Source organism: Rhodococcus sp. 05-340-2 (genome assembly GCF_002258915.1).
GTDB lineage: Bacteria > Actinomycetota > Actinomycetes > Mycobacteriales > Mycobacteriaceae > Rhodococcoides.
Genome location: NZ_NOYU01000026.1, coordinates 1 through 21,483 on the forward strand (window position 1 = coordinate 1; position 21,483 = coordinate 21,483).

Sequence of the window (21,483 nt, forward strand, 5' to 3'; positions counted from 1 at the left end):
GCACAGGCTGGAATACCACCGACAGCACTGTCGTTGTAGGACTCGACGGCGTTCGATCCCAATGCCCCGGGTACCAACCATCAGCCGCTACGAGCGGCCACCTGCCGAGAGGCGCACTGGCGAACACCGTCACCCAACATCGAACAGGGCCACGCATCACAGATGCGTGGCCCTGGCTCGTTCGAAACGACCCGTCGACGCGGCCACCGCCGCGCCTCCGAACCTTCTCGTCCAGTCATTCGAGTAAATGACTGTTGCCGGAACCGCCGCGCCGCCCCGTGCGTCCAATAGGACATGGACGACGACGAGCGCGCAGCCATCCGATCGGAAGGCCACGACCCCGACCACCCGGCTGTGCCCCATGCCCTCGACCAGGTGAAACGCGACCTCCGGCTATATCGGCACCTCGCCTGGACCTTCACCGCGGCCGACCTCGACGGCAGCGTCGTTCCCCGCTGAACCTGCTCACCAGCACATTCGACAGTCGAACACGCGTTCGATAGTCTGACGGTAGTTCCCACCGGCACGGCGAAAGGTCGATCCCCATGGCCACCGTCGACGCCATCCCCGACCTGACCGGACTCGACAAGGCCACCCAACTCGATGTCCTGCGCCGCCGCATGGCCACCGTGCCCGGCGGCCGCCGCGACCACGCACCCACCGAACTCCCCACCATCACCGCACCCGAACCAGCGGCGCCCATCGCAGGCGATACGGACCTCACGGGCAAGGCCGACGATCCGGAACCACTCAGCGGCGCTGTACGCGGCAAAACCCTGCGGACCATGCCCGTACCCCCGCCGCTCGCCGCACTGCTCCCACGCCGAGCCCTGGCCCGTGGAACCGCCATCACCGTCACCGGCGCCGGGTCCATGCTCATCGCGCTCGTCGCCGAAGCATCCGCCGCCGGCCACCACGTCGCCCTCATCGGCCAACCACGCCTGAGCCTGCTCGCCGTCCACGAACACGGCGGCGATCTCGCGAAAGTCCACCTCGTCGATCCCGGGGCCGGGGATCCTCTCGACGCCGCCTCGATCTGTCTCGACGGGCTGGATTTGGTCGTCACCACCGTGCACGGACGAGACGTACCACCGACGCGCGCAAGAGCTTTGCTCGCACGCAACCGTCGTCACGCCAATGTGCTGCTGCTGACGGACGGGCACATGCCCGGTATCGATCTCACGATCGCCTCCACCGTCTGCGGCTACGGCGGAATCGAACAGGGCCGTGGGCGCATCAAGTCCATCACCCTCGAAACCGCCGTCCACGGCCGCGGAACACCACACCGCACCGGCCGCTACACCCTCACCGCCCCGAGCTTCGGCGAGCACGGTCTGCGCTGGACACCCGCACCCGCCGACCTCACCGTCCACCGGCCACTCGCGGCCGCGCAATGACCACCGACAACTCCGCCGGCATCTTCGACTCCTGGCCCACCACCTTCGAGCCACCCACCCGCCGCATCGTCGACCCACCGAGGTCAGTGAAAGTGAACGTCGCGCTCGCGATCGGACGATCCGGAGGCGGGGGATTCCGTGACACCACACCTTTGAAAGTCCGGGCCGAGGGCTTGGCCATGGACAGCATTGTCGAGGGAACCTTGTACGCCTGGGCACGGACCGGTACCGGCGATTGGCTTGCGAGCGTGTCGTTTTCGATCCCCACCGGCAACAAAATGGGACGGCTCGACCTCGACCGACAATGGTGCCCCGCCGCCGCCATCACACCCATCACATGACCGACACCACCACCGAAGAAGCCATCAGGATCGACCTCAACCACCGACAATCAACACACACCACCGCAGCAGCACAGGAGAGACCGTGAACATCGGCGACCGCTACCACCTCGCACCCGGAGCACCCGGCATCGTCGTCGTACGCGACATCCAACCCGAGGGCCTCATCCTCGTCGAAAACGAAACACCAGGCCCCGGCGTCTACCCCTACCTCGTCAAACCCGACACCCTCGTACCCGCCACCACCTGAACGGCCAACCCTGCAGCAGCCACCCCATCAACAAACGGGCAGCCAGCAGGTGAATCCACTCTCGCTCAGTCCTAATCAATGGCGCACCGGTGCCACCATCGCGTGGACTCGAACTGGCTCAACGGGATCGGGGAGAGCGGTGCGAACTGTTGATCTTCTTGAATAACTCCTCGAAATTGTCGAGAGTCTCTGCACTCAAGGCATCAACGAGGTCTGGGTTGCGCATCAGAGCGTCTGCGGGGCCATAGTGGTCAAACGAGCCATGGTGTGCTTTGAGCCTCTCCACAATCCGTGATGCCTTTTGATCCTCAAGGTTCGCTTCTGTGATCGAGGTGTTGTAGGCCTTGTTGAATAGCGTCAAATAGTCAGCCACAGTGAATAAATCTTCGATGTCCGCGTGGGTGCGCGAAACTACTTCACCAACTCTGATCAAACGGTTGCGATGTATCCGCCCGGCGTCCAAGGCTGCCTGTATCCGGCCTCCACCTTCGGTACCGGAATCCATCACGACGGTCAGATCTGTCCTGGCTCCGAGCAGGGCGATATATGCAGGCAAATTCGACGCACCGCCGGTCGGCAGAAGACTCCACCTGGCATGGAGCGGCGTGCGTTCAGTCGCGGCCATCCGAGCAGACAACACAGTCAGGAACACAACGTCACTAGCACCCTCGACAGCAACGTTGTCCTTACCCACGAACAGGTGCTGGGTCGCGTCGTACCCAAGGGCCGCTTGGAGCGGGAACAAGCTGTTGTCATTGACCCCTAGGACATCTTGTGTGACCTTCGCTCCCACACTCTTGCCCTTGTCTTCCACTATGCGTATCCGCTCGATCCGATCGGTTTCGACCATGAATGGCGAATGCGTGGTGTACACGACCTGCACTGCAGAACCCAGACGATCGTTGAGAAACGTCAGCAGGTCGCGCTGAGCCAAACCATGCAAGCTCAGACCCGGCTCGTCCAGCAGGACAATGAAATTTGTGCCCTTACTTTTCGCCTCGAACTCGGTGAACGCCGCAAGGAACGAGAAAAACCACTGGAATCCGTGGGACCGGCGGTCGATGTTCGACGTGTATCGGTGCTCGGTGTTTTCCACCCGGATCTCGAGATAGTGATCGATCTCGGCCCTAGTGCTGTCGGGGTACCCGTTGTTCGTCGGTACGAGTCGCACGTCCTTGTCCAGATCGAACGCCACTCTCAGGTTCGCGTTCTGCTTCCAGTACGTGAAAATCTCGTCGGTCAGATCTGCACTGACCGCTTCCAGCTCTGCCTTTCGGTCTTCATAGTCATCAGAAACCAGTTCCTCGGGGGAAGTATTGGCAAGGTTGAGCAGAGCCCGCGCGGTCTGGGTGCCGGTGGATGCGATCGCATCGGCTCCATTCAAGCTGGCGATGTTGATTCGGCCGGGTAGCAGGGCATACTCGTCGAAATAGAAGAAGGTCGGAACCCGGGCCCAGATGGCGTTACGACTCCGGTCGAACGGGTTCTTGTCGCCGTCAAACACCGCTTTGACTTCAGCGACGTCGTCTTGCCACCCGTCTTTGCTCTCGAGTTCTGCGAGGACCTTCCGTACCGCGGCGAGACTATTGGCCTGCCCGAACGCTTCGCGGGCCTCGTTTGAGATGTCCAACTTCGACAGCGCCGCCGCGACCAGGACGGACCCGTTTGCCGGGTTGGTAACGAAGGCTTGGGGCTCGTTGTACCAACGCGATACGGTTACCGTCCTCGATGCCATGACACCTGCGCCGAACCTGTCCTCCATGGCTGTTACGTCGGCGTCGTCCAGCTCGAAAACGGCCGAAATCGCACTTTCAGACCCGATAGTGTCCTCGCGCTGGTCCTTCTTCCACAACCACCTCGGGTAGTCGTCCTTCACTACCAATTCCGCTTTGCCGTGAGGCTTGATACGGAGAAGCGCCTGAAGAAAGCTCGTCTTGCCAGCCTCATTCAAACCCACCAAGCACGTGAGTGAGTCGTCGAAAAGCAGCTCGCCGCTATCGACGATGTTCCTGAATTTTCTGATACGGACCGACTTCAATCGCACCCAAGTCTCACTTCCTCGATTAGTGTGCTCAAGGCTACCCAGAGTCGACCCCGGTAAGGGGCAACCTCAAAACTAAAGCTACCGCGACACCGAGCGTCGTCACCCTCCGTCGCTCCCGCACAATCACCTTCACAGCCGTACCCCACACCACGCCGCCGTAGAGCACCAGCTCCGGCGGCGTTCCGCGTCCCACCACCCGAAGCCGGCCACGTTCACAAGCAGGCCCTGGCGGGCCACACGCACCCCTACGGACTGCACCGAACCGAACTCCGCTTCGCTCCGCACTCAAAAGAGCGAAAAGAATCAATTTCTTTCGACGTAGGTGGCTTCTCCGAGCATCCATCACCCGTGCCCGCCGGCTCAACCCCTCGCTCCGCTGCGCTACGGCCAAGGCTCCGAACACTTTTCGTCCCGTAGTCGCTGCGCTCCCACGAAAACTGTCCGGCCGAAGGGTTGCCCCGTCGTTCCCGTGCGCTGGTTTCTCTCCCCAGCCACCACGGCGAAAGAAATTGGCAGGGCGAAGGTCCGGCCACCAGTCGAGAGGAACAGGTCACCATGCGAGCACAGCACCCCACCACCGCCGACGAAATCGACATCATCGTCCACCGAAACGGCAGCCGCAAAGTCCGGCGCACCGTCAAACGCGCCAGCGCACGCCGCGACCGCCGCACCGCCCGCCGCGAACTCCGCCACTGAAAACCGCGCTACCCCAACCACACCCGCACACACCGAAAGGCTTTCGCCATGACCCAACACCGCATGTCCCTCGCCACCGCTGCCGACACCCTCGCCGCCATCCCCGCCCTGCTCGGCTTCACCCCCGACAACTCTGTCGTCATCATCGCCCTGGCCGACGACGGGAACGGCTCGCACCTGGTCGCGCCTACCGCCCGCGTCGACGCCCACCAGGCCGAAGCCGCCGCAGGCATCATCACCGACGCGCTCACCCGGCAGGACACCCCCGTCACCGCCGTCATCCTCGCCGCCATCGCAGACACCACCCACGCAGGCGCAGCCCTGCTCGGACTCGACGCCATCCGCGACGCGCTCGCCGCAGTCGGAATCCGAACCATCCGCGCCCTGCACACCTACAGCCTCACCGCAGGAACCACCTTCACCGACCTCGACCGCTTCACCGACGGCACCATCCCCGACCCCGCCACCACCGAACTCGCGACCGCCCGCACCGCAGACGGAGCCGTCATCGCCCCATCACGCGCCGACCTCGAGGCCCGATACGCCCCCACCACCGAGATTCCCGAATCCCTCGCACTCGCCGCCGCCGCCACGATGGGCACCGACTTCCTACCCGTCACCTTCGACGAGCTCGCAGCCGTCATCCACGCCCGCGAAATCCCCAGCGCCGACCTCACCGCCCGCGTCGGCCTGGCACTGGCCACCGGCCACCTCGAAGTCCGAGACGCGTTCCTGGCCCTGTCCGTCCACGGAGACGCCGACGCAGCAGACGCGTTCACCCGCATCGCCGCCCCGCTACGCGGCACCGCCCGCGCGAACGCCCTCACCATCGCCGCCTACTTCCTGTACTGCACCGGCGACGGCGCAGCAGCACACGCAGCACTGCAGGCCGCCGAGCGCACCACCGAACGAGCCAACGTGCCATTGCCCAGCCTGACGGGAATTCTCCTGCGCGTCCTCAACGCCGGAATGCCGCCGGAACAGGTCAGAGGGATCGGCGCAGTCATCACCCCCGACTACGTCGCCGCCCACATCGGCACAGTACAGAGCTACACCTGACGATCGCTGCCGAGCGTGGCCACCGGTTCGAGGTGGCCACGCCCGGCAATCCAGGTCGCGGGCGCGGGGCCGGTGCATCGGGCATCGAGCCCTCACACCGACAAACGCGCACCACCCGCAGCAACGACAGGAGGGCCGGCGGGTGCGGCGAGGTGGCGTGGCAGAGGAAGAGCGGAACAGCGCTCAGAGAGACGTCGGATCGGCCGGCCACACCATATCGACCTCGGCGGCGGCGGGACGAGTGTCCTCGACCCGAACACCGGCCACGATCGCATCGAGCGCCAGATCCGACGGCGGCGGCTCAGCGTTCACCACAGCTTTGGACAAGGCATGTTCGATCCGCGAGCGCTCCATACCCCAGCACCCTACCGACCAGCACGAACACAGCCACCGCCACGAGTGCAGCGACACCGAGAGAGGGAGGTTCTTTTCGATCCGTCTGACTGCGCAACGAGAATGCATCACCCGTCCTCTCCCGGATCAACCCCTTCACTCCGCTCACGCTCCGGCCCACAGGGCCCAGCACGACTGTTCGCCCGACCCGCACTCGCTGCGCTCCCCGGCGAACACTCGCACCGGCCAGGCATTGACCATCGACGCCGTGCGCCGCCGTCTCTTCTCCGCGCCACCCGGAAGCGAAAAGAACGCAATAAAGGAAGCCCGATACACGTATCCGCACCCGTTTTCGACGGGCCCATCGGGTATCGAAATGGGTAAGTGAAAAACACCGAAAAACGTTATAGCGCAACGTAAATGACTATATCTACACCTGGTGCAAACGGCATTTTTGACGTAGAATAAAAGCCAATAGAACAATTCCGAGAAGGAGGCAACCATGTCGATCACCGTGTACACGAAACCGAATTGCGACCAATGCGATGCAACGAAACGACGGCTCGACAAGCACGGTCTCCAATACCGAATCGTCGACATCACCGAAGACGACACCGCCCGCCACTTCGTCACCTCCGAGCTCGGCTACCTCCAAGCGCCCGTCGTGGTCGTCGACCGAAGCGACGGTGACCGCGAAGACTGGTCCGGTTTCCGAATCGGCCGACTCGACGCACTCGCAGCCTGACACCCCCACCGACACAGGAGAACCGCCATGCACCTCGTCCCCGCCTACATCCCCGACGCCGACTACATCGACCGCCAGATCGATGCCGAACTCGCAGCAGAGCGCGACACCGAACAGAACGACACCCCATACGGCGACGCCGAGCAAGTCGCATCGTGACCACCACCCCCGAAGGCGTGGCCGCTAGTAATCCCATATCCGTTCACGACGACTTCTGACCCGACACCGACACGAACGCGAGGCCCGACGATGAACGCACTACGCGCAGTCCCCACACCCGGCGACGACCCGGCAGCGCAGGCACGCGCGGACCTCGCACCCGTCGAGGACCTCGACACAGCGGTCGAACCCGGGTACGACCCGGCCACCGACCCCGAAGCGATGCTCCTGTGCGCCTTGATGGATGTGCGCAACCAGAGTGCCGATGGAAGCGACGTCGAGCGGATCACCAGGACGCTCACCGCGGCGGACTTCGAGGATCCCGCGCACGCGCGTATGTACGGCCACATCGTCGACCTCATCACCGCCGGCCAACCCCACGACTTCGCCTCCGTCACCGGTGCGCTCATCCGATCCGGAGCCGACGGAGCCAAAGACGCCCCGCTACGCAAACGCCTCATGGGCATCGTCACCGCCGGCGCACACTCCGTCGCGGCCGTGCACTACGCCGACAACGTCCTGTCCCAGTCCTACCGCCGCAGCTTCCACATCGCGGGCCAACGACTGGCTCAGGCCGCCGAAGAAGCACCCGAAGCCGACCTGTTCGACTACATGGTCGAACTCGGCATCCGGCAGCGGGCAGCGTTCAAAAGGCTCAACAGCTTTCGGCAACCACCGACATCCTGAACGAACCCGCGCGGGCACCGGTGGGCGCATCGACGACGCCGAGGGCACTACGGTGCTAGCTGGCCACAACCGAAAGACGAGGACCGTGACAGAGACAGGTGAGCACGCCGAACGGCCGCCACAGGGCGCGCCGGACCGCACGAACGCACCCCCGACCGGTGCCGCTGTCGATGCGGGTCTGCCCGTCCACGTCCGCGAGCAGATCGCTGCTGTCGTCGACGCGTCCGGCGACCTCGAGCGCGTCCCCACCGGTAGTGGCGCGCTGACTGTGCAGGTGTGCTCGGCATCAGAAACCTCGTACGACGCCGCGACGTGGAGCACCCTGGGCACCTACCGCGCCGCTGACGCCGCAACCTTGGCCGAACGGCTGCTCGACGCTCTCGGAGACAGTGCGAACATCGGCACCGACCTCGGTGTCCTCATCGTCACCCACACCCACACCGACACCCTGGAGGCACCGGCCATGACCGCACCCACCGCCGACGGAACCCGCGCGCCGGCCGCCGCGCCGCTGCTCACCCTCGACCTCGCCAAAGCCGACGTGCTCGACGACGACTTCGAGTGGCCCGAACCGGGCAGCGCGCAGGCATTGTGGACTCCGCACTGGCTGCTGCAGGCCGCGATCAACTCCGGGGCCGTCACCTACGACCGGCGACTGTGGGGCGAGCTCGCACTGTCGGCCGAGTTCACCGCCCCGAACCGGCACGAGCTCGAATTCGTGATCACCTATGAGATCGACGGCGCACCGAACATCGTCGACGGTGACACCACCGACTACCCCGCCGACTTCAACGAACTCTCCGACGAGGAACAGAACGCCGTCCCCTCCACACTGGTCCCGAACCCGGAGACCGCAGCGTCGTGGCTGACGTACCTCGTCGACGCCTTCAACGCCGTGCACGCGAGCACCGACAAGCTCGTCCGCGGCTGGCCCCACCAGTAGAACCCCTGGAACGATCGAACCCCCGACCACAATATGGCGGGGGTTCATCTGTCGGGCAGTCGCTGTCGCCGAGAAGGACGCAGGCTAGGGCATGAACGTACTGCGACCGGAGCTGAACAATGCACCGAGCGCGAACGCGAACGCGAACACGGCCACGAACACCACGATCCGGAACACACCACTGGCGAGCATTCCCGTCGCGCGCAACGGCGCGAATTTCCACGTGCCGTCCGCTCGCTGTCCGGACCGCAACACCACGTACGCCAGGATCGCAGCGGCCACGAGATACACAGCCATCTCCAGCCCACCCCTTTCGTTCCTCGTGTCCTTCACTCGCGCAGACGTTTCGACGCGACCGGTCTTCGATTGGCTGTCAGTACACACCCACCCACCGACACAGTCGGTGCCACAACCGACCGGCCATCACCGCCCACACACGTTCGGGAGTCAGAACAGCGTCGGGGAAGCCTCATCGAGCAACGCAGTACGCACAGCGCCCTCGTCCCACCCACCGCGCACCGCATCGCGCAGCCGCCGCGACCGCGCCGCTCTCGCGACCCGATCGGGCCCGTACCAAAGCCCGCGCTGACGCCGGCCACCCCCGCGGCCCTTGGCTCCCATATCGAGCAGGTTCTGTGACTGCGTCCCGTCGACGACGTGACGCACCCCGCCAACGCGGGTGTCCTCGTCGAGAGTGACTCGTACACAGATCGGGTTGTCACACAGGTGCAATGCCGTCACCTCGTCGGTGAGCGGTACACCGAGCGCACGCGCCAACGCGTACCGGTGCGGGCGCACCACCCGCTGCCGGCCATCGCGCATCAACCAGAACCGGCCGTACCCGTCATCGGCTACCGCGCCGACCCAGATCGCACACGAATCAACGTGCGGGCCGCGCACGATGTAGCGCTCGAACCGCGTGAGTTCTGTTGCCCCGCCGATACCTAACGGTTCCGGCACCGACCCGGCCCGCCGACCATCACCTAACGTCTCCCGGCGACTGTGCTTCTACCGGTTCTGTCTCGGCGTCGTGGATCGTCCGGAGCGTCTGCACGGCGGTGAGTTTGAGGACTGGGTCCGAGGTGTCGAACACTCCGAACTTCTCCAACCGCGAGATGTCGACGGGGGAGCGCACGGCCGCGAACACTTCCGCGTCGATCGCCGACTCGAAGTCGCCGCCGGCCGCGAGAGCGTTGATCATCCGCAACAGGTCCGCGAACTGCGGCGCGGTCCGCGTGGTGATGAGAGGGCCGTAGGTGTCGAACGCCTCGTTCGCCTCCGCGGTTTGCAGCAGCGCAAGGATGTCGAGCTCCAACACATCGGACTCGCTCAGGTCCGTCTCAGGGTGGTTGCCGGTCATCGCGCACCCGCCTGATCCATCAACAGCTGTCCGACGGCGTCGGAGATCTCCGTCGGCGTCCCGGCCGAATCGAGCAGGTGCAGTCCGGTGTCGACCGGACCGCCGCGCACGATCGTCGCGGCGAGGTGCTCCTGCTCGCGGGTGATCGCCAGTACCCAGCATTGCGTGACGACGAACTGGGTTGCGTCGAGCAAGGTGAAGAACTCGCCGTACGCAACCGGTGCTCCCGGCTCACCGGCACTGTCGGCGTAGGCGATCGACGCGGCGAACGTCGACGGGTCGGGCCCGACGGAGTTCGAGACGACGACGCCGAGCGCGCCGAGGGCGCTCACTGCGCACCCTGCCCGGCGGAGGCGAACTCCTGCGCCGCAGGCGGTGTCTCGGAGTTCGGTGCGGGGTCGGTATGCGGGGGAGTAGCGGCGTCGGGCGACTCGCCCGAACCGGGCTTGTCCGCGTCGGTGGCGGTGCTCGCAACACCGATGCGCACCGGCCGCTTCTTGCGTCCCGATCCTGTCGAGGCCGGCTTCGGGGACGCGATGACAGAGGTCGGCACCGTCAACCCCATCTCCCGCAACTGCTGCGCCGTCCATCCACCGTCGAGCGCGGCCCGCAACGCGGTAGTGACCGCGTCCTTGGCCTTCTCGACGGACTTGGCAGAGGACCGTTTCGCGGCCTGGGCTTCCTTGATCGCCGCGTCGGCGGCCGTACGCGCTTTCGCGTCGTCTGCTTCGGCCTCGACGACCTTCTGCTGTGCGTCGGTGATCGCCTCGACCTTCGCGATGCGCTCGTTGATCGCCGCTTCGGCGGCCGCGCGGATCGCGTCCTTGTCCAACGGGGTGACAGTCATGTGTGTGGGCCTTTCTCGTCGAACCGACCGCCCGCAGACACGGGGAGAGTCGGTGAGGGTGCACGTGATCAACGTTCGGCGGAGGGCCCACACGGCACCGCCAGAACGCACTGCAAACTCTACCGCCCAGGCGTCGCAGACGACAGCGGACGGACGAGACGACCTACCTGCCCGACCGGTGCACGGCCCGGCGGGGGAGTCATCGACGAGGGAGGGGATCGGGTGCGGTGCCCCCAACTGTGCACCGGCCTTCATCCTCATGTGGATGCCCGAGATTCCTCCCACCGCTCCGCTCGATCTCAGGCACCCACAATCGGGGCCGGACACACAGATAGGGGACATCGCACCCATACGGTGCTCACGTGGGACCGGCGGGCGAGGGCTCGTCCGGTGGTCCCGTCGAGGTTCCGACAGTGGGGTGTTCACGACGACGTCGAGTCATCGCTCTCAGGAACAGCTCTGACGATCTGACGTGCGGACATCAGCCGCTCGGCCTCTACCAGATCCACGCCGACTAGCTCCGCCGCACGGGGCACAGATCCCTCTGACGTCGACAGCCGTTCCAACTCGGCAGCCATCACCTGTTCGGCGGCGTCCCGTTGTGCCCGCGCTGCAACGAATCGCCGCGCCGCCCTCTCGCGCTCCCGCACCGCTGTACCCGCCTGGCGGGTGGCCTTCTGCCATCCCCGCTCACGGGCGGCTACCCGATCTCCTGTCGACCCCATGACCCCGTTGCCTCTCGATCTCCTGACCCCCGCGACCCCAGCTCCGACCGCCCCAAGTCTGTGGCCTGGCCGAAGACATCTGAGGGCTTGGCCTTACTGCACAGGCTTCGCCTGCCAAAAGCCTAGGTGATTTACACACCTCTTGCTGAATTTCAGACTTTGGGGGGTTCCGGCCTTCCGCCTGCCCGCCTGCGGCGTCTAGGGTGGCGGTGTGATGACGCTCCACGTACTGCACGCGGGCGATGGCTACGAGTACCTGACCAAGCAGGTGGCCACCGCTGACCGCGAACGGGAGCACGGCCAAGATCTGACCGATTACTACACCGCGCACGGCACACCGCCGGGTGTCTGGTTCGGTGCGGGCCTGGACAATCTGGAGCAGATGCAGGCCGGGATCGACCCGACTGCGGGGCCGTCGATCACCGGCGGTGGGCAGGTGTCCGAGCCGCAGATGAAAGCGTTGTTCGGTAGCGGGCTGCATCCGAACGCCTCGGCGTTGATCGAAGATTCAATTACCAAGGGCGCGAACGAGAAGGCCGCGCTCAAAGCAGCCCGCCTGGGCCGTAAGTTCCCCGAATTCTCCAACGACATCGAACTGCTCCGCGAGCACAAGGCAGCGGTGGGGGAGTTCCGTAGGGAGCACGGGCACGCGCCGTCGAAAGCGCAGTCGCAGCAGATCATGGACGAGGTCGGTACCCGGTTGTTCACCGACGGCCACGGCCGCCCGCCGGAAGATCAGCGCGAGCTCCGTTCGTGGATCAGCGCGCAGAAGTCCCGCGTCCGCCAGCCCGTGGCCGGCTACGACCTGGTGTTCACCCCACCGAAAAGCGTGTCGGTGATGTGGGCGCTCGCCGACGACGGGACCCGCCGAGAAATCGAGCGCATCCACAAAGAGACCGTCACCGACGCCCTCGGCTGGATCGAGAAGGAAGCGTGCTTCACCCGTACCGGCAACACCAGCCAGGAAGTCCAGGACACCACCGGTCTGGTCGCGACCCTCTACGACCATTACGACTCCCGCGCCGGGGATCCGAACCTGCACACCCACGCCGTCGTCTCGATCAAGGTCTGCACCGAATCCGACGGTAAATGGCGGGCCCTCGACGGGTCGATCCTGCACCGGTACGCGGTGCCGGCCTCGCAGCGCTACAACGCCACCATCATGTCCAAGCTGCATACCGAACTCGGTTTTTCCCTCGCTGCCCGCTCCACCGGTCACGGCCGGCAGGACGTCGTCGAAATCGAGCAGGTCCCGCGTGAGCTGTGCGAGATGTTCTCCTCACGCCGCAGTCAGATCGAAACGCGCAGAGACCAGCTCGTCGCCGAGTACCGCGCCGAACACGGCCGGATGCCGTCCCCGAAAGCGATGTACTCGCTCTACCAACAGGCGAACCTCGACACCCGCGCCGGCAAGCAGGAACCGCAGACGTTGCGCGAGATGCAGAACGCCTGGCTCACCCGGTCCGCGCAGATCCTCGGCACCCCACGCGAGGTCGACGCCCTCGCCGCGGGGTGGCAACAGGTCCAACGAGAGCACGCCTCCGGTGTGCGCGAGGTCGGCGAGCACATGCGCACCCTCGATTCCCTCGACGAGGAGGTCGAGCGCGTGCTCGAACGCCTCGAAGACAAGCGATCGAACTGGGCGATCACCCACGTCCACTCCGCCGTCGATGCGAACTTCGCCGCCGTCGCGTTCACCGACGACACCGCACGGCGCGCCGCCACTGCCGCCGTGATCGACCGTGTCCTCGCAACATCGGTACACATGCCGCTCCCAGAGCTGCCCGAAGCTCCGACGGCGCTGCGCCGCCGCGACGGCGAGTTCATCCTCACCCGCCCCGGCACCGCCCTGCACACCTCGCACACCGTCCTCGCCGCAGAACGTTCCCTGCTCGACGCCGCACAGACCCCGGTCGCCTACATCGCTCCGCAGGCCGCGCTCGACAAGGTCATCACCGCCGCCGCGAAAGGCAAGGACGGACGCACTCTCAACGCCGGGCAACGTGAACTCGCGGAACATTTCGTCGGTAGCGGCACCCTTGTTGCGGTCGGTATCGGACCGGCCGGCACCGGCAAGACCACCGCCATGAAGGCCGTCGCCGACACGTGGAAGAAGGCCGGATATCAGGTCATCGCACTCGCACCGTCGGCCGTCGCAGCGGAAACCCTCGGTGAGGAAATCGGGGTCACCGCGCACACTCTCGCCACCCTGACCTACCCGTGGCGAGGCAAGAACGGCGACGAACCCCTGACCCTGTCCGACCGGATCGACATTCGCCCCGGTGCGATGCTGCTCGTCGACGAAGCCTCCCTCGCTTCGACCAAAGACCTCGCCGCCATCACCGAGATCGCTGCAGCCAAAGGCGCGGTCGTGCGTTTGCTCGGTGACCCGAACCAGCTCGACGCCGTCGAAACGGGCGGTGCGTTGCGGCTGCTCGCCGAAGAGACTCGCGCGCCCGAACTGACCACCGTTGTGCGGTTCGGCAGCGACACCGAACAGGCCGAGAATTCGCTCGATCTGCGGCACGGCGACCCGGCCAGTCTCGAGATGTTCTACCAACGCGGATGGGTCCACACCGGCACTGCCGCGGAGATGAAGGACGCCGCCGCCGGGGCGTACCTCGCCGACATCGCAGCCGGTAAGTCCTCGCTCGTCATGCTCTCCACCGGCGAGGACGTCCGCACCGTCAACCTCGCCATCCAAGAGCACTTCCGTAGCCAGGGAACGGTGAAGTCCCGCCGCACCGCCGAGCTGTCGGACGAGCTCACCGCAGGGGTCGGAGATACCGTCCTCACCCGCAAGAACGCACGGTGGCTGCGCACCAAGGGTGGTCGGCGACGGAACATGTTCGTCCGCAACGGTGACCTGTGGACCGTCACCGCAGTCGGCAAAGACGGCTCGCTGACCGTCCGCAGCAAAACCCACGACGGCACGGTCACCCTGCCGGCCGACTACGTGTCCGGCTTGACCGAACTCGGCTACGCCGCCACCGTGCACCGCAGCCAAGGCATCACCGTCGACACCTCCCACACCGCGCTCAGCCCCACCACAGACCGGGCCGGGCTCTATGTCGCGGCCACCCGCGGGCGCACCAACAACGAGCTGTACGTGCCCGTCGAACCGGGCGTCACACTCGACACCGAGGGAATGCACCTCTCGGAGATCGACACCCCGAACTCCCGCGAGGTCCTCACCGGCATCCTCGCCAACGACAACGGCCACAAGGCCGCCATCACCGCGATACGCGACGCCGCCGAACACGCGAACAGCCCCGACCGGCTCCGCGAGGCATACCTCGCCGCCCACACCCGGCTTCGTGATCACTGGCTCGACACCGTCCTCGACCGGGCACTCCCGGCAGCGCTTCTGGCGACCGCGCAAGCCGAACACCCCGGAAGCCTCGCAGCACTGCGCGCGACCCTCGCCGAGATCCACGACCGCGGCGACAGCGCCCGCCACGTCCTCGTCGACGCACTCGCCGCCGGCGAGCTCCACACCGCACGCGACGTCGCGAGAGTGCTCAACTCACGGATCATCGAGGCACGCAGCTCCACCGACACCACCGACACCACCGACACGGTGGCCGGCGCTACCGGGCGACCGGAACACGAGCTGCCCCCGCTCCCGCCGCGCACACCCGGCACCGACAAAGAGCTCGACGATTACGCCCGACTCGTCGCCGACCGCTACACCACCGTTCGGCCGGCACCCGCCGAAACCGATGGCATCGGCCGACGGATCCGCGACTACGACGCTGCCCACGCCGAACTCGACGCTGCACGAGTCCAGCGCCCCATCCAGGCCGCGTTCGAACCCGCGACCGCCGAACGCCTCATCGCCGAACCCGGCGTGCACCGACTCGGCCGACACCTGCGCACCGCAGCGCTGGCGGGACTGTCACCGGAGAACGTTCTCGCCTGGCACGCCCAGCAACTGACCACACGCGGCGACGACGTCACCGCCCGCGCCCTCATCAAAGACCTCGTACCCGCCGTCACCGACGCGGCCGAACGCGCGAACACCAGGTGGCTCGCCGAGCACGAAGACACGATGCGCGAGCACTTCCCGATCGCGATGGCCACCGCAGCACGTAGCGACGACCCCCGGTGGAACACCGCTATCGCCCGAATGCGGGAACTGACCGCACACGGCGGCTACGACCTCGACGAGCTGTGCCGCGACATCCACACCGCCACACACCCCGGCGTCCTCGCCGGAGGCATCGTCGACGCACTCGACGACATCGCGCCCACACACCGGACACCGGTCGACCAGGACGCACCGCACTGGGTGCCGTCACCGGACCTCGACGCCCACCTCGTCGATCCCGTCCTAGGCGAGCAACTCGACAACCGATACGACGACATCGCCGCCGAGCACGCCGCCGCCGTCGACCGCATCGCCGCCGTCCCCGACCCGGCCTCGACCCCGGACCTCGAATTCACCCGCCACCTCGAACAGCGGCCCGACGACGACGCCCTCGCGGCCGAATGGAATCGCACCGCCGCTGAGATCGCCGCCTACCGAGACCGCTACCAGATCACCGACACCACCTCGATCGCCGGCGACCGACCCGAGAACCGGGCCGAGCACGCGCCGTACAACACCGTCCACACGAACATCGACACCCTGCACGACCACATTGAGCAGCAACGACGCGACGAGCACGAAGAACAGCAGCGACTACAGCGCGAGGCCGAGAACATCGAGCACCACCACACCATCGCGCAGCAGAACATCGAACACGGACACCAGCGGCGCGGCCCGCGGCTGTAAGCGCGGGCCGGTCGCACTCGTGGCCATCGGTGAGACCGCGTGTGAGGCCGCCCGCCACGCGGACGGCCTCATACACGCCGTGGGCTACTTTCTCGTCAGAGCACCCAGTACGGCGGCGAAGATCGTTGCTCCAATGGATGGGTCCCGCGAGAAGTACGTAGCGGTCGCACCCATAAGTCCCGCAACTGCAAATGCGGCAGGAGTCGTCAGTGACGGAAAGAGGTTCCGTCCGGCCTGGTCAGGATCGTCGTTCGATCCGTTCGGTGTGTTGTTCATGCAGACAACTGTGGCGGGCTCTGGAGCTGCACGCACGCCGCTCGGAGTACCGTGGTGGCCGGTCACCGGGTCTAGGCTGGCCGGACATAGCCCCGTTACTCTTATCTACTTTAACGTTGCAATGTCCGGTTCCCGCAGCACCGGCTACATCGGTACTAATTCGAGGAGATCTGATGGTTGACATGGCGAAATCGGAGGATCTCGGCGAGCCCGAGAACAGCGACGTTACCGACACCGGGGAGCCGTCGGCAATCCCCAAACGGGTGTTCGCTCAAAAGTTCACCGCGGAGCAACAGGCGAAACTCGCGCGTCAGGAGCAGTACAACAAAGCAGTGTTCGAGGGATGGGAGGCGCGCAGGACCGCTCGTCGCGAGGCCCTGCTGGCTCGCAAGGACGCGGTGAAAGCAGCAACCAAGGAATACAGCCTGCTCGGCCTCGGCAGCCAATACGAAGACGTCAGGTTCGAGGACGTCAGAATCCGGACTCCGTTCGTCCGACTCGATCCGAAACGCCCTCTTCGCGCCCCCGGCGAGAAGTATGTTCGCTCAACAGATCTGGACACCCGACCTGCGTCCACCCGCTTGATCAACCGTAAGAACTCGGCACTGAGGGTTCTGATGTCGGCGATTTACGTAGCGCACCTCGAGTTCGAGGCCGGCAAGACGTTCGTCAACAAGCACCCCAACGTGTTCGGCGAACCGGAGCTCGCGGCGTGGTGGAAGCTTTGTGGTCTTCATGTCAAACCAACTTCACCTGCTCGAATCAATCGCGAACGAGGTCGGGCGCTGAACCGGGCGCTGTCCGTGCTGCACGATGTCGGGCTGGTGCACACCGGATCGGACCCGGTGGCGGGAAGGTTCAAGAACTGGATTCTGAACTCCGAGGCCGGAAACGGTCGACGGTACACAGTGCCGGCGGAAAGGCGCAGTCCCGAGACCGTGCGCGTACCGCGCGCATTTTTCGCCCGCGGCTGGCACCTCGTCCTCGAACCGGGCGAGATAGCCACCTTCCTGGCAATCGTCGAATTCACCCAGCGTATGGAGGGGCAGCCGCGCTCGTCGAAAAAAGACATCGGCGTGGCCCTCGGAGAAACGATTCGATGGGAACGCTATGGACTCAGCGAGGACACCTACCTGGAAGCGATCCATGCTCTGGACGAGTTCGGGCTGATCGATGTATTCGACCCGATGCCGAACCGCCGACGTGGAAAGTTGAATCCCTCGCGGAATCTGATTCCGGCAGGTGAAGAGTCCGACGAGCAAGTGCCCTACCGAGTGATCTATCCACCGCCGCCGGACTCGGTGACGGCACCCTTCGCAACCGATGCCGTCGACGTCGTCCTGAGTCGCCTTGCGTACCCCGTGCCGCTCTGGCTGGAGGATCTGCCGGTCGACGACCGCGTGGCCGAACGTTTGTTGGGGAAATGAGGAAGTCCAGAGGCGGTCCAGGTCATCTCCGGCGCATGTACGGCTTTGTTTCGAGGATCTGGTCGAGGGCGGACTGATCTCTCGCCCAGTCACGAAGGTTGTCGTCGAAGTAGCCGATCAGCGCGATGGCATTGTCGAACTTGTTCTTGATGAAATTGCCCGATTCGAAGCAGATGGGCTCGTGGTGGGCAATCCTGTTGCGCACCGTGTGCAGTGGGTTGACCACCTGACGCAGAAACGCCATGTCGTTGCTAGTTTTGCCGCGCGGCGCGTTGTCGAAGCCTCGCCTGATTCGAGTCCCGAACTTTATTTCCTTGTCTCCCGAAACCATGAACTTCCAGAACCCGAAGTCCACAGCAGCAATCACGTCATCCGCGCCGATGTCCGCGACTCTCTCGAACCCGCCTTTGCCCTTGCCGACCCGCTTCTTCAGCTTCCCGTACGCCTTGGACAGGTCCTCGAAGCAACTGCCCATTTCCGATGTACCCTCAGGGACTTCCAGCGCGTAAAAGACCCAATCGTCTTCCCTGCGCAGCTGCTCGTGCCGCTCGCTGAGCGAGATGTCGATCGCATGGCGAAGTGTCACCTCGGCGTGACAGATCACCTCCCACAACGCTGTGGACGCCTTGAGGTTCCATCGATACAGATCGAGCGCACCCTCGACCTTGCGGTGCCCCGCTGCGTCCAGGTATTTCTGCATCCGAGCGTGGGGCATCGACTCGAAGACGAAGTCCAGGTTCACCTCGCCTGCGGCCGTGCTTGTCACCCGTGCTCCTGCCTGCTAGCATTTCCGCCGAAGGCTGACGGATCATCGGTTATCTTAAAGGTGGTAATCGTCCGCAGTTGCGTGACCCTTGAACATACTCAACCCCGCCACTCTGTGGCGGGGTTGAGTTCTTTCGAACGGTGCAATTGGCGGTTCACAGTCCCCGAACGTCGCGTGACCCATCGGCGGCCGAGCGGGGAGTGAGTCCCTCTACGACCGTGATCGCCAACAAGACGCCTTCCGGGGTGGTGTTCGGGTAGTACAGGCGGCCGTGCGCGTCACTCATCTTGAAATTGGCTTGCGAGCTCCCGGGCAGCACGTGGGCTTTGCATTCCACTGCGATGTCGCAGAGTTCACCGGGTGCGGTGTCGGGGATCGGCGTGAGGCTGGGGGTTGCGACCTGGCTGGAACCGCCGAGAGGGCCCATCCGTTTGATGTAGCGGTCTTCCCAGTGGACCGATCCACCGTTTCGGACGCGCCAGATCTTCGTGAAGCGTTCGCCGGGAGCCATCAGTGTCCCGTCCGGAATCGTGATGTCGGCGACCCACAGAGACACATCCCCGGGCTCGAGGTGTAGATCCGCAGGCGTGAGCTCGGTCGACAGCGCTCCGGTCGTCGGGTCGTGGGAGCGGCCGATGCGGTCAGCGGTCTTTCGGTCCTTTTCCTCCTGGGCATCACGAAACAGAGACAGCAGCAAGCCGTTCCAGCCGAGAGCCTGATCGAGCGCCGTGGCCAACGCTGGGCTCGGACGCAGGATGCCGCGTTCGATCTGGCTGAGGCTTCCTGGTGTACACCCCACCCGCTCCGCGAGCTCGGTCTGCTTCAAGCCCGCGATCGCACGTCCCGATCGCACGTGATTGGCGAAGCGTCCGAGCGCATCGGTGGGTGGATCGAGCTTCTTCGGTGGCCGACCCCGCCCACGCGTGCTCTTACCCTCGTCCATGACGGTGCTCCCCCCTGGCGTCGCGCGAGTGCGCGAGGCGATCCATTAATTTAGCGGGTGCGTCATAAATATGTGCGGGTGCAGTCTTGTCCCACGGGATCGGAAACGGTGAAAAGCCTTTTGCCGACAGTGTTCTCGGGATGAGGAGAGTCCAGTGAAACTCAAGAGGAACATCGCAGCCCTGGCCATGGCAGGAGCTGCAGCCGGAGCCCTGACTGTCGGCGCGGCTGGTACGGCGCAGGCAGCCCCGAGCGGAGATCCGCTCTCGACCGGGTGCGCGAACGGTGCCCAGACGATCTGGGAGAACACGTATTTCGGCTCCGGAAAGGTCGAGGTTCGGTACAGCCCCAGTTGCGGTACGAACTGGGTCCGCGTCACGGGCGCCGCCGGCCGGCAGAGCGAAGCCGGCATTGCCTCGCAGGCTTCGGGTTGGCAGTGGTCACCCTCGTACGGCAACAGCCCGAACAGCTACTGGACGCCGATGGTGTACGCCCCGGGCAGTGCGTGCGTGACCTTCCGCGTGAAGATCGGCAACGCCAACGGCATCGGTCTGATGGACACCGGAAACAAGCAGCTCTGCTAGTCGTCCCAGTTCGCCGGCGAGCCCCACCACACCCAGTGTGGTGGGGCTCGTTCGGTGTGCAAGCCAGGGAAGAACGTTGGGTCTAGTTCTAGCGCAGCACGAACTGTTGGGAGAGGAACCAGAACGGTAGCAGTGCCGAGATGGTGTACCGGACTTCCACGAGAACGGGTCCGGGGCCAGCGCCATGTGCATATTCGGTGGTGAAGGTGCTCCCTGGGTGAAATTTTCCAGGCGGCACGGATACCCAGGAATTTGGGTACAAGGCGTCGGCGGGGATTGTGATGTGCTCGATGGTTCGGTAGGAGAACCGCCGAATGGGACGGGTGCCAACGACGTTGAATGTGAATGTCCTGATGGTTGTATCTTCGAGTGTCACCGATTCGCCGAGTGACTTCGATAGCAGGGGCATCGCAGAGACTTTACGTTGTACGGCCTTGACGCTGTGGGATGAGAGACGAGTGCCAGTCCGGACGTCCGCCGGACCGCGACTCGACACCCCTTGTTCCGGAATCGATCTCAAGGGGCAGGCTTGTAGGTCTCAGTGGCTTCGTCGTACTCCCACCGTGCGTCGTCGATGATGACGGCGGTGAAATCGTCGGCGGGATCTTCTGCGACAGCACTGTCGGTGTCGATCATGTCGATGACCTGCTCCATCGTCAGTTCCGATGGGGCCTCGGCGGGTGCGGCGTCGTGCTGGGTCGGCTCGATCGGTGAGTCGTCGCGCTCGTCGATGTCGGTGGCGATGAATTCGGCGAAGTCGCCGGCGACGGCCGGCGTCGGCGGGGTGAACCCGCACGAGTGGGGAGTGCACTGCTCGAAGTCGGTGATCGACTTCATCCGGTGCACCATCGGCCAGAGAACTTGGTAGTGCCACGCTGCGGGCCCACCGTGATAGGCGTTCTTGCCCTGTTGGTACGCCTCACGGCGGGCGAACATCGCTGCGGTCAGCTCTTCGACCACTGGGCCGTGTTTGAACCAGCACGGGGGAATGGTGCGGCCGAGCTCGTAGCGGTCGCGTAGCCATTCCACCCAGGTGCCGAGCTCGACCCACAGTCGGGCGGCGCTGTCCTTGTCGAGGTACGGCCAGTCGATCGCACCGGGGGTATACGCCGGGAGTGCCATGAC

The 21,483-nt window shown here is 65.0% G+C and carries 24 protein-coding genes; 13 read left to right on the plus strand and 11 right to left on the minus strand.

Annotated features, from left to right (window positions below):
• The first annotated feature begins 294 nt into the window (after positions 1 to 294).
• The 4 genes from CH271_RS28855 to CH271_RS28860 all read left to right on the plus strand — a co-directional run bounded on the left by CH271_RS28855 (position 295) and on the right by CH271_RS28860 (position 1,988).
• Complete coding sequence (locus CH271_RS28855; RefSeq protein ID WP_157226197.1) at positions 295 to 459, plus strand: hypothetical protein; 165 nt, start codon at positions 295 to 297, stop codon at positions 457 to 459.
• A gap of 86 nt (positions 460 to 545) precedes the next feature.
• Positions 546 to 1,397, plus strand: a complete 852-nt coding sequence (locus CH271_RS14115) for a hypothetical protein (protein ID WP_094629915.1) — start codon at positions 546 to 548, stop codon at positions 1,395 to 1,397.
• Entirely contained in the window at positions 1,394 to 1,738 is a 345-nt protein-coding gene (locus CH271_RS14120; RefSeq protein WP_094629914.1) for a hypothetical protein, read from the plus strand. The genes CH271_RS14115 and CH271_RS14120 overlap by 4 nt, the downstream gene beginning before the upstream one ends.
• An 85-nt stretch (positions 1,739 to 1,823) precedes the next feature.
• A complete protein-coding gene (locus CH271_RS28860; protein ID WP_155289017.1) occupies positions 1,824 to 1,988 on the plus strand; it encodes a hypothetical protein in 165 nt (54 codons plus the stop codon).
• Between the two features lie 118 nt (positions 1,989 to 2,106).
• On the opposite strand, the gene CH271_RS14125 is transcribed toward CH271_RS28860, so the two are convergent.
• Positions 2,107 to 4,032: an ATP-dependent nuclease gene (locus CH271_RS14125; RefSeq protein WP_094629913.1), complete on the minus strand. Its 1,926-nt coding sequence runs from the start codon at positions 4,030 to 4,032 to the stop codon at positions 2,107 to 2,109.
• 555 nt (positions 4,033 to 4,587) lie between these two features.
• On the opposite strand from CH271_RS14125, the gene CH271_RS28865 reads away from it, so the two are divergent.
• The gene (locus tag CH271_RS28865) at positions 4,588 to 4,728 is read left to right on the plus strand and encodes a hypothetical protein (protein ID WP_155289314.1); all 141 of its coding nucleotides are present in this window, start codon (positions 4,588 to 4,590) and stop codon (positions 4,726 to 4,728) included.
• A gap of 48 nt (positions 4,729 to 4,776) precedes the next feature.
• On the plus strand, positions 4,777 to 5,787 hold the full coding sequence (locus tag CH271_RS14130; protein WP_094629912.1) for a DUF4192 domain-containing protein: 1,011 nt from the start codon (positions 4,777 to 4,779) through the stop codon (positions 5,785 to 5,787).
• A 183-nt stretch (positions 5,788 to 5,970) separates the two neighbouring features.
• Here CH271_RS14130 and CH271_RS28870 read toward each other — a convergent pair whose 3' ends face one another.
• The gene (locus CH271_RS28870; RefSeq protein ID WP_170944875.1) at positions 5,971 to 6,141 is read right to left on the minus strand and encodes a hypothetical protein; all 171 of its coding nucleotides are present in this window, start codon (positions 6,139 to 6,141) and stop codon (positions 5,971 to 5,973) included.
• A 481-nt stretch (positions 6,142 to 6,622) separates the two neighbouring features.
• On the opposite strand from CH271_RS28870, the gene CH271_RS14135 reads away from it, so the two are divergent.
• From CH271_RS14135 to CH271_RS14145, 4 genes are all read left to right on the plus strand, one after another.
• A complete protein-coding gene (locus tag CH271_RS14135; protein WP_008719967.1) occupies positions 6,623 to 6,865 on the plus strand; it encodes a glutaredoxin domain-containing protein in 243 nt (80 codons plus the stop codon).
• Positions 6,866 to 6,892: 27 nt separating this feature from the next.
• Entirely contained in the window at positions 6,893 to 7,024 is a 132-nt protein-coding gene (locus CH271_RS29315) for a hypothetical protein (protein WP_254924082.1), read from the plus strand.
• 90 nt (positions 7,025 to 7,114) lie between these two features.
• Positions 7,115 to 7,711, plus strand: a complete 597-nt coding sequence (locus CH271_RS14140; protein ID WP_094629911.1) for a DnaB-like helicase N-terminal domain-containing protein — start codon at positions 7,115 to 7,117, stop codon at positions 7,709 to 7,711.
• An 85-nt stretch (positions 7,712 to 7,796) separates the two neighbouring features.
• Positions 7,797 to 8,654 (plus strand): hypothetical protein, encoded by an 858-nt coding sequence (locus tag CH271_RS14145; protein ID WP_094629910.1) that lies wholly within the window; start codon positions 7,797 to 7,799, stop codon positions 8,652 to 8,654.
• Between the two features lie 84 nt (positions 8,655 to 8,738).
• On the opposite strand, the gene CH271_RS14150 is transcribed toward CH271_RS14145, so the two are convergent.
• The 6 genes from CH271_RS14150 to CH271_RS14175 all read right to left on the minus strand — a co-directional run bounded on the left by CH271_RS14150 (position 8,739) and on the right by CH271_RS14175 (position 11,586).
• Positions 8,739 to 8,951: a hypothetical protein gene (locus CH271_RS14150; RefSeq protein ID WP_094629909.1), complete on the minus strand. Its 213-nt coding sequence runs from the start codon at positions 8,949 to 8,951 to the stop codon at positions 8,739 to 8,741.
• A 150-nt stretch (positions 8,952 to 9,101) separates the two neighbouring features.
• A complete protein-coding gene (locus CH271_RS14155) occupies positions 9,102 to 9,614 on the minus strand; it encodes a hypothetical protein (protein WP_094629908.1) in 513 nt (170 codons plus the stop codon).
• A 19-nt stretch (positions 9,615 to 9,633) separates the two neighbouring features.
• Entirely contained in the window at positions 9,634 to 10,014 is a 381-nt protein-coding gene (locus CH271_RS14160) for a hypothetical protein (RefSeq protein ID WP_094629907.1), read from the minus strand.
• Positions 10,011 to 10,346, minus strand: a complete 336-nt coding sequence (locus CH271_RS14165; protein ID WP_094629906.1) for a hypothetical protein — start codon at positions 10,344 to 10,346, stop codon at positions 10,011 to 10,013. The genes CH271_RS14160 and CH271_RS14165 overlap by 4 nt, the downstream gene beginning before the upstream one ends.
• Positions 10,343 to 10,861, minus strand: a complete 519-nt coding sequence (locus tag CH271_RS14170) for a hypothetical protein (RefSeq protein ID WP_094629905.1) — start codon at positions 10,859 to 10,861, stop codon at positions 10,343 to 10,345. Before CH271_RS14170 ends, CH271_RS14165 begins: the two co-directional genes overlap by 4 nt.
• A gap of 422 nt (positions 10,862 to 11,283) precedes the next feature.
• A complete protein-coding gene (locus tag CH271_RS14175; protein WP_094629904.1) occupies positions 11,284 to 11,586 on the minus strand; it encodes a hypothetical protein in 303 nt (100 codons plus the stop codon).
• A gap of 214 nt (positions 11,587 to 11,800) precedes the next feature.
• Between CH271_RS14175 and mobF the strand changes: the two genes are divergently transcribed.
• The gene (mobF, locus tag CH271_RS14180; RefSeq protein WP_094629903.1) at positions 11,801 to 16,363 is read left to right on the plus strand and encodes a MobF family relaxase; all 4,563 of its coding nucleotides are present in this window, start codon (positions 11,801 to 11,803) and stop codon (positions 16,361 to 16,363) included.
• Positions 16,364 to 16,812: 449 nt separating this feature from the next.
• Positions 16,813 to 18,066 carry a hypothetical protein gene (locus tag CH271_RS14185; protein ID WP_141214650.1) on the plus strand — a complete coding sequence of 418 codons (1,254 nt, stop codon included), beginning with the start codon at positions 16,813 to 16,815 and terminating at the stop codon, positions 18,064 to 18,066.
• Between the two features lie 22 nt (positions 18,067 to 18,088).
• Here the strand turns inward: CH271_RS14185 and CH271_RS14190 are convergent, their stop codons facing one another.
• Both CH271_RS14190 and CH271_RS14195 read right to left on the minus strand, forming a co-directional pair.
• Positions 18,089 to 18,832: an Abi family protein gene (locus CH271_RS14190; RefSeq protein ID WP_094629901.1), complete on the minus strand. Its 744-nt coding sequence runs from the start codon at positions 18,830 to 18,832 to the stop codon at positions 18,089 to 18,091.
• A 154-nt stretch (positions 18,833 to 18,986) separates the two neighbouring features.
• Positions 18,987 to 19,775: an NBR1-Ig-like domain-containing protein gene (locus tag CH271_RS14195; RefSeq protein WP_094629900.1), complete on the minus strand. Its 789-nt coding sequence runs from the start codon at positions 19,773 to 19,775 to the stop codon at positions 18,987 to 18,989.
• A 154-nt stretch (positions 19,776 to 19,929) separates the two neighbouring features.
• Between CH271_RS14195 and CH271_RS14200 the strand changes: the two genes are divergently transcribed.
• The gene (locus CH271_RS14200; protein ID WP_141214649.1) at positions 19,930 to 20,358 is read left to right on the plus strand and encodes a DUF2690 domain-containing protein; all 429 of its coding nucleotides are present in this window, start codon (positions 19,930 to 19,932) and stop codon (positions 20,356 to 20,358) included.
• 516 nt (positions 20,359 to 20,874) lie between these two features.
• Here the strand turns inward: CH271_RS14200 and CH271_RS14210 are convergent.
• Positions 20,875 to 21,480, minus strand: a complete 606-nt coding sequence (locus tag CH271_RS14210) for a hypothetical protein (protein WP_094629898.1) — start codon at positions 21,478 to 21,480, stop codon at positions 20,875 to 20,877.
• Between the last annotated feature and the right edge of the window lie 3 nt (positions 21,481 to 21,483).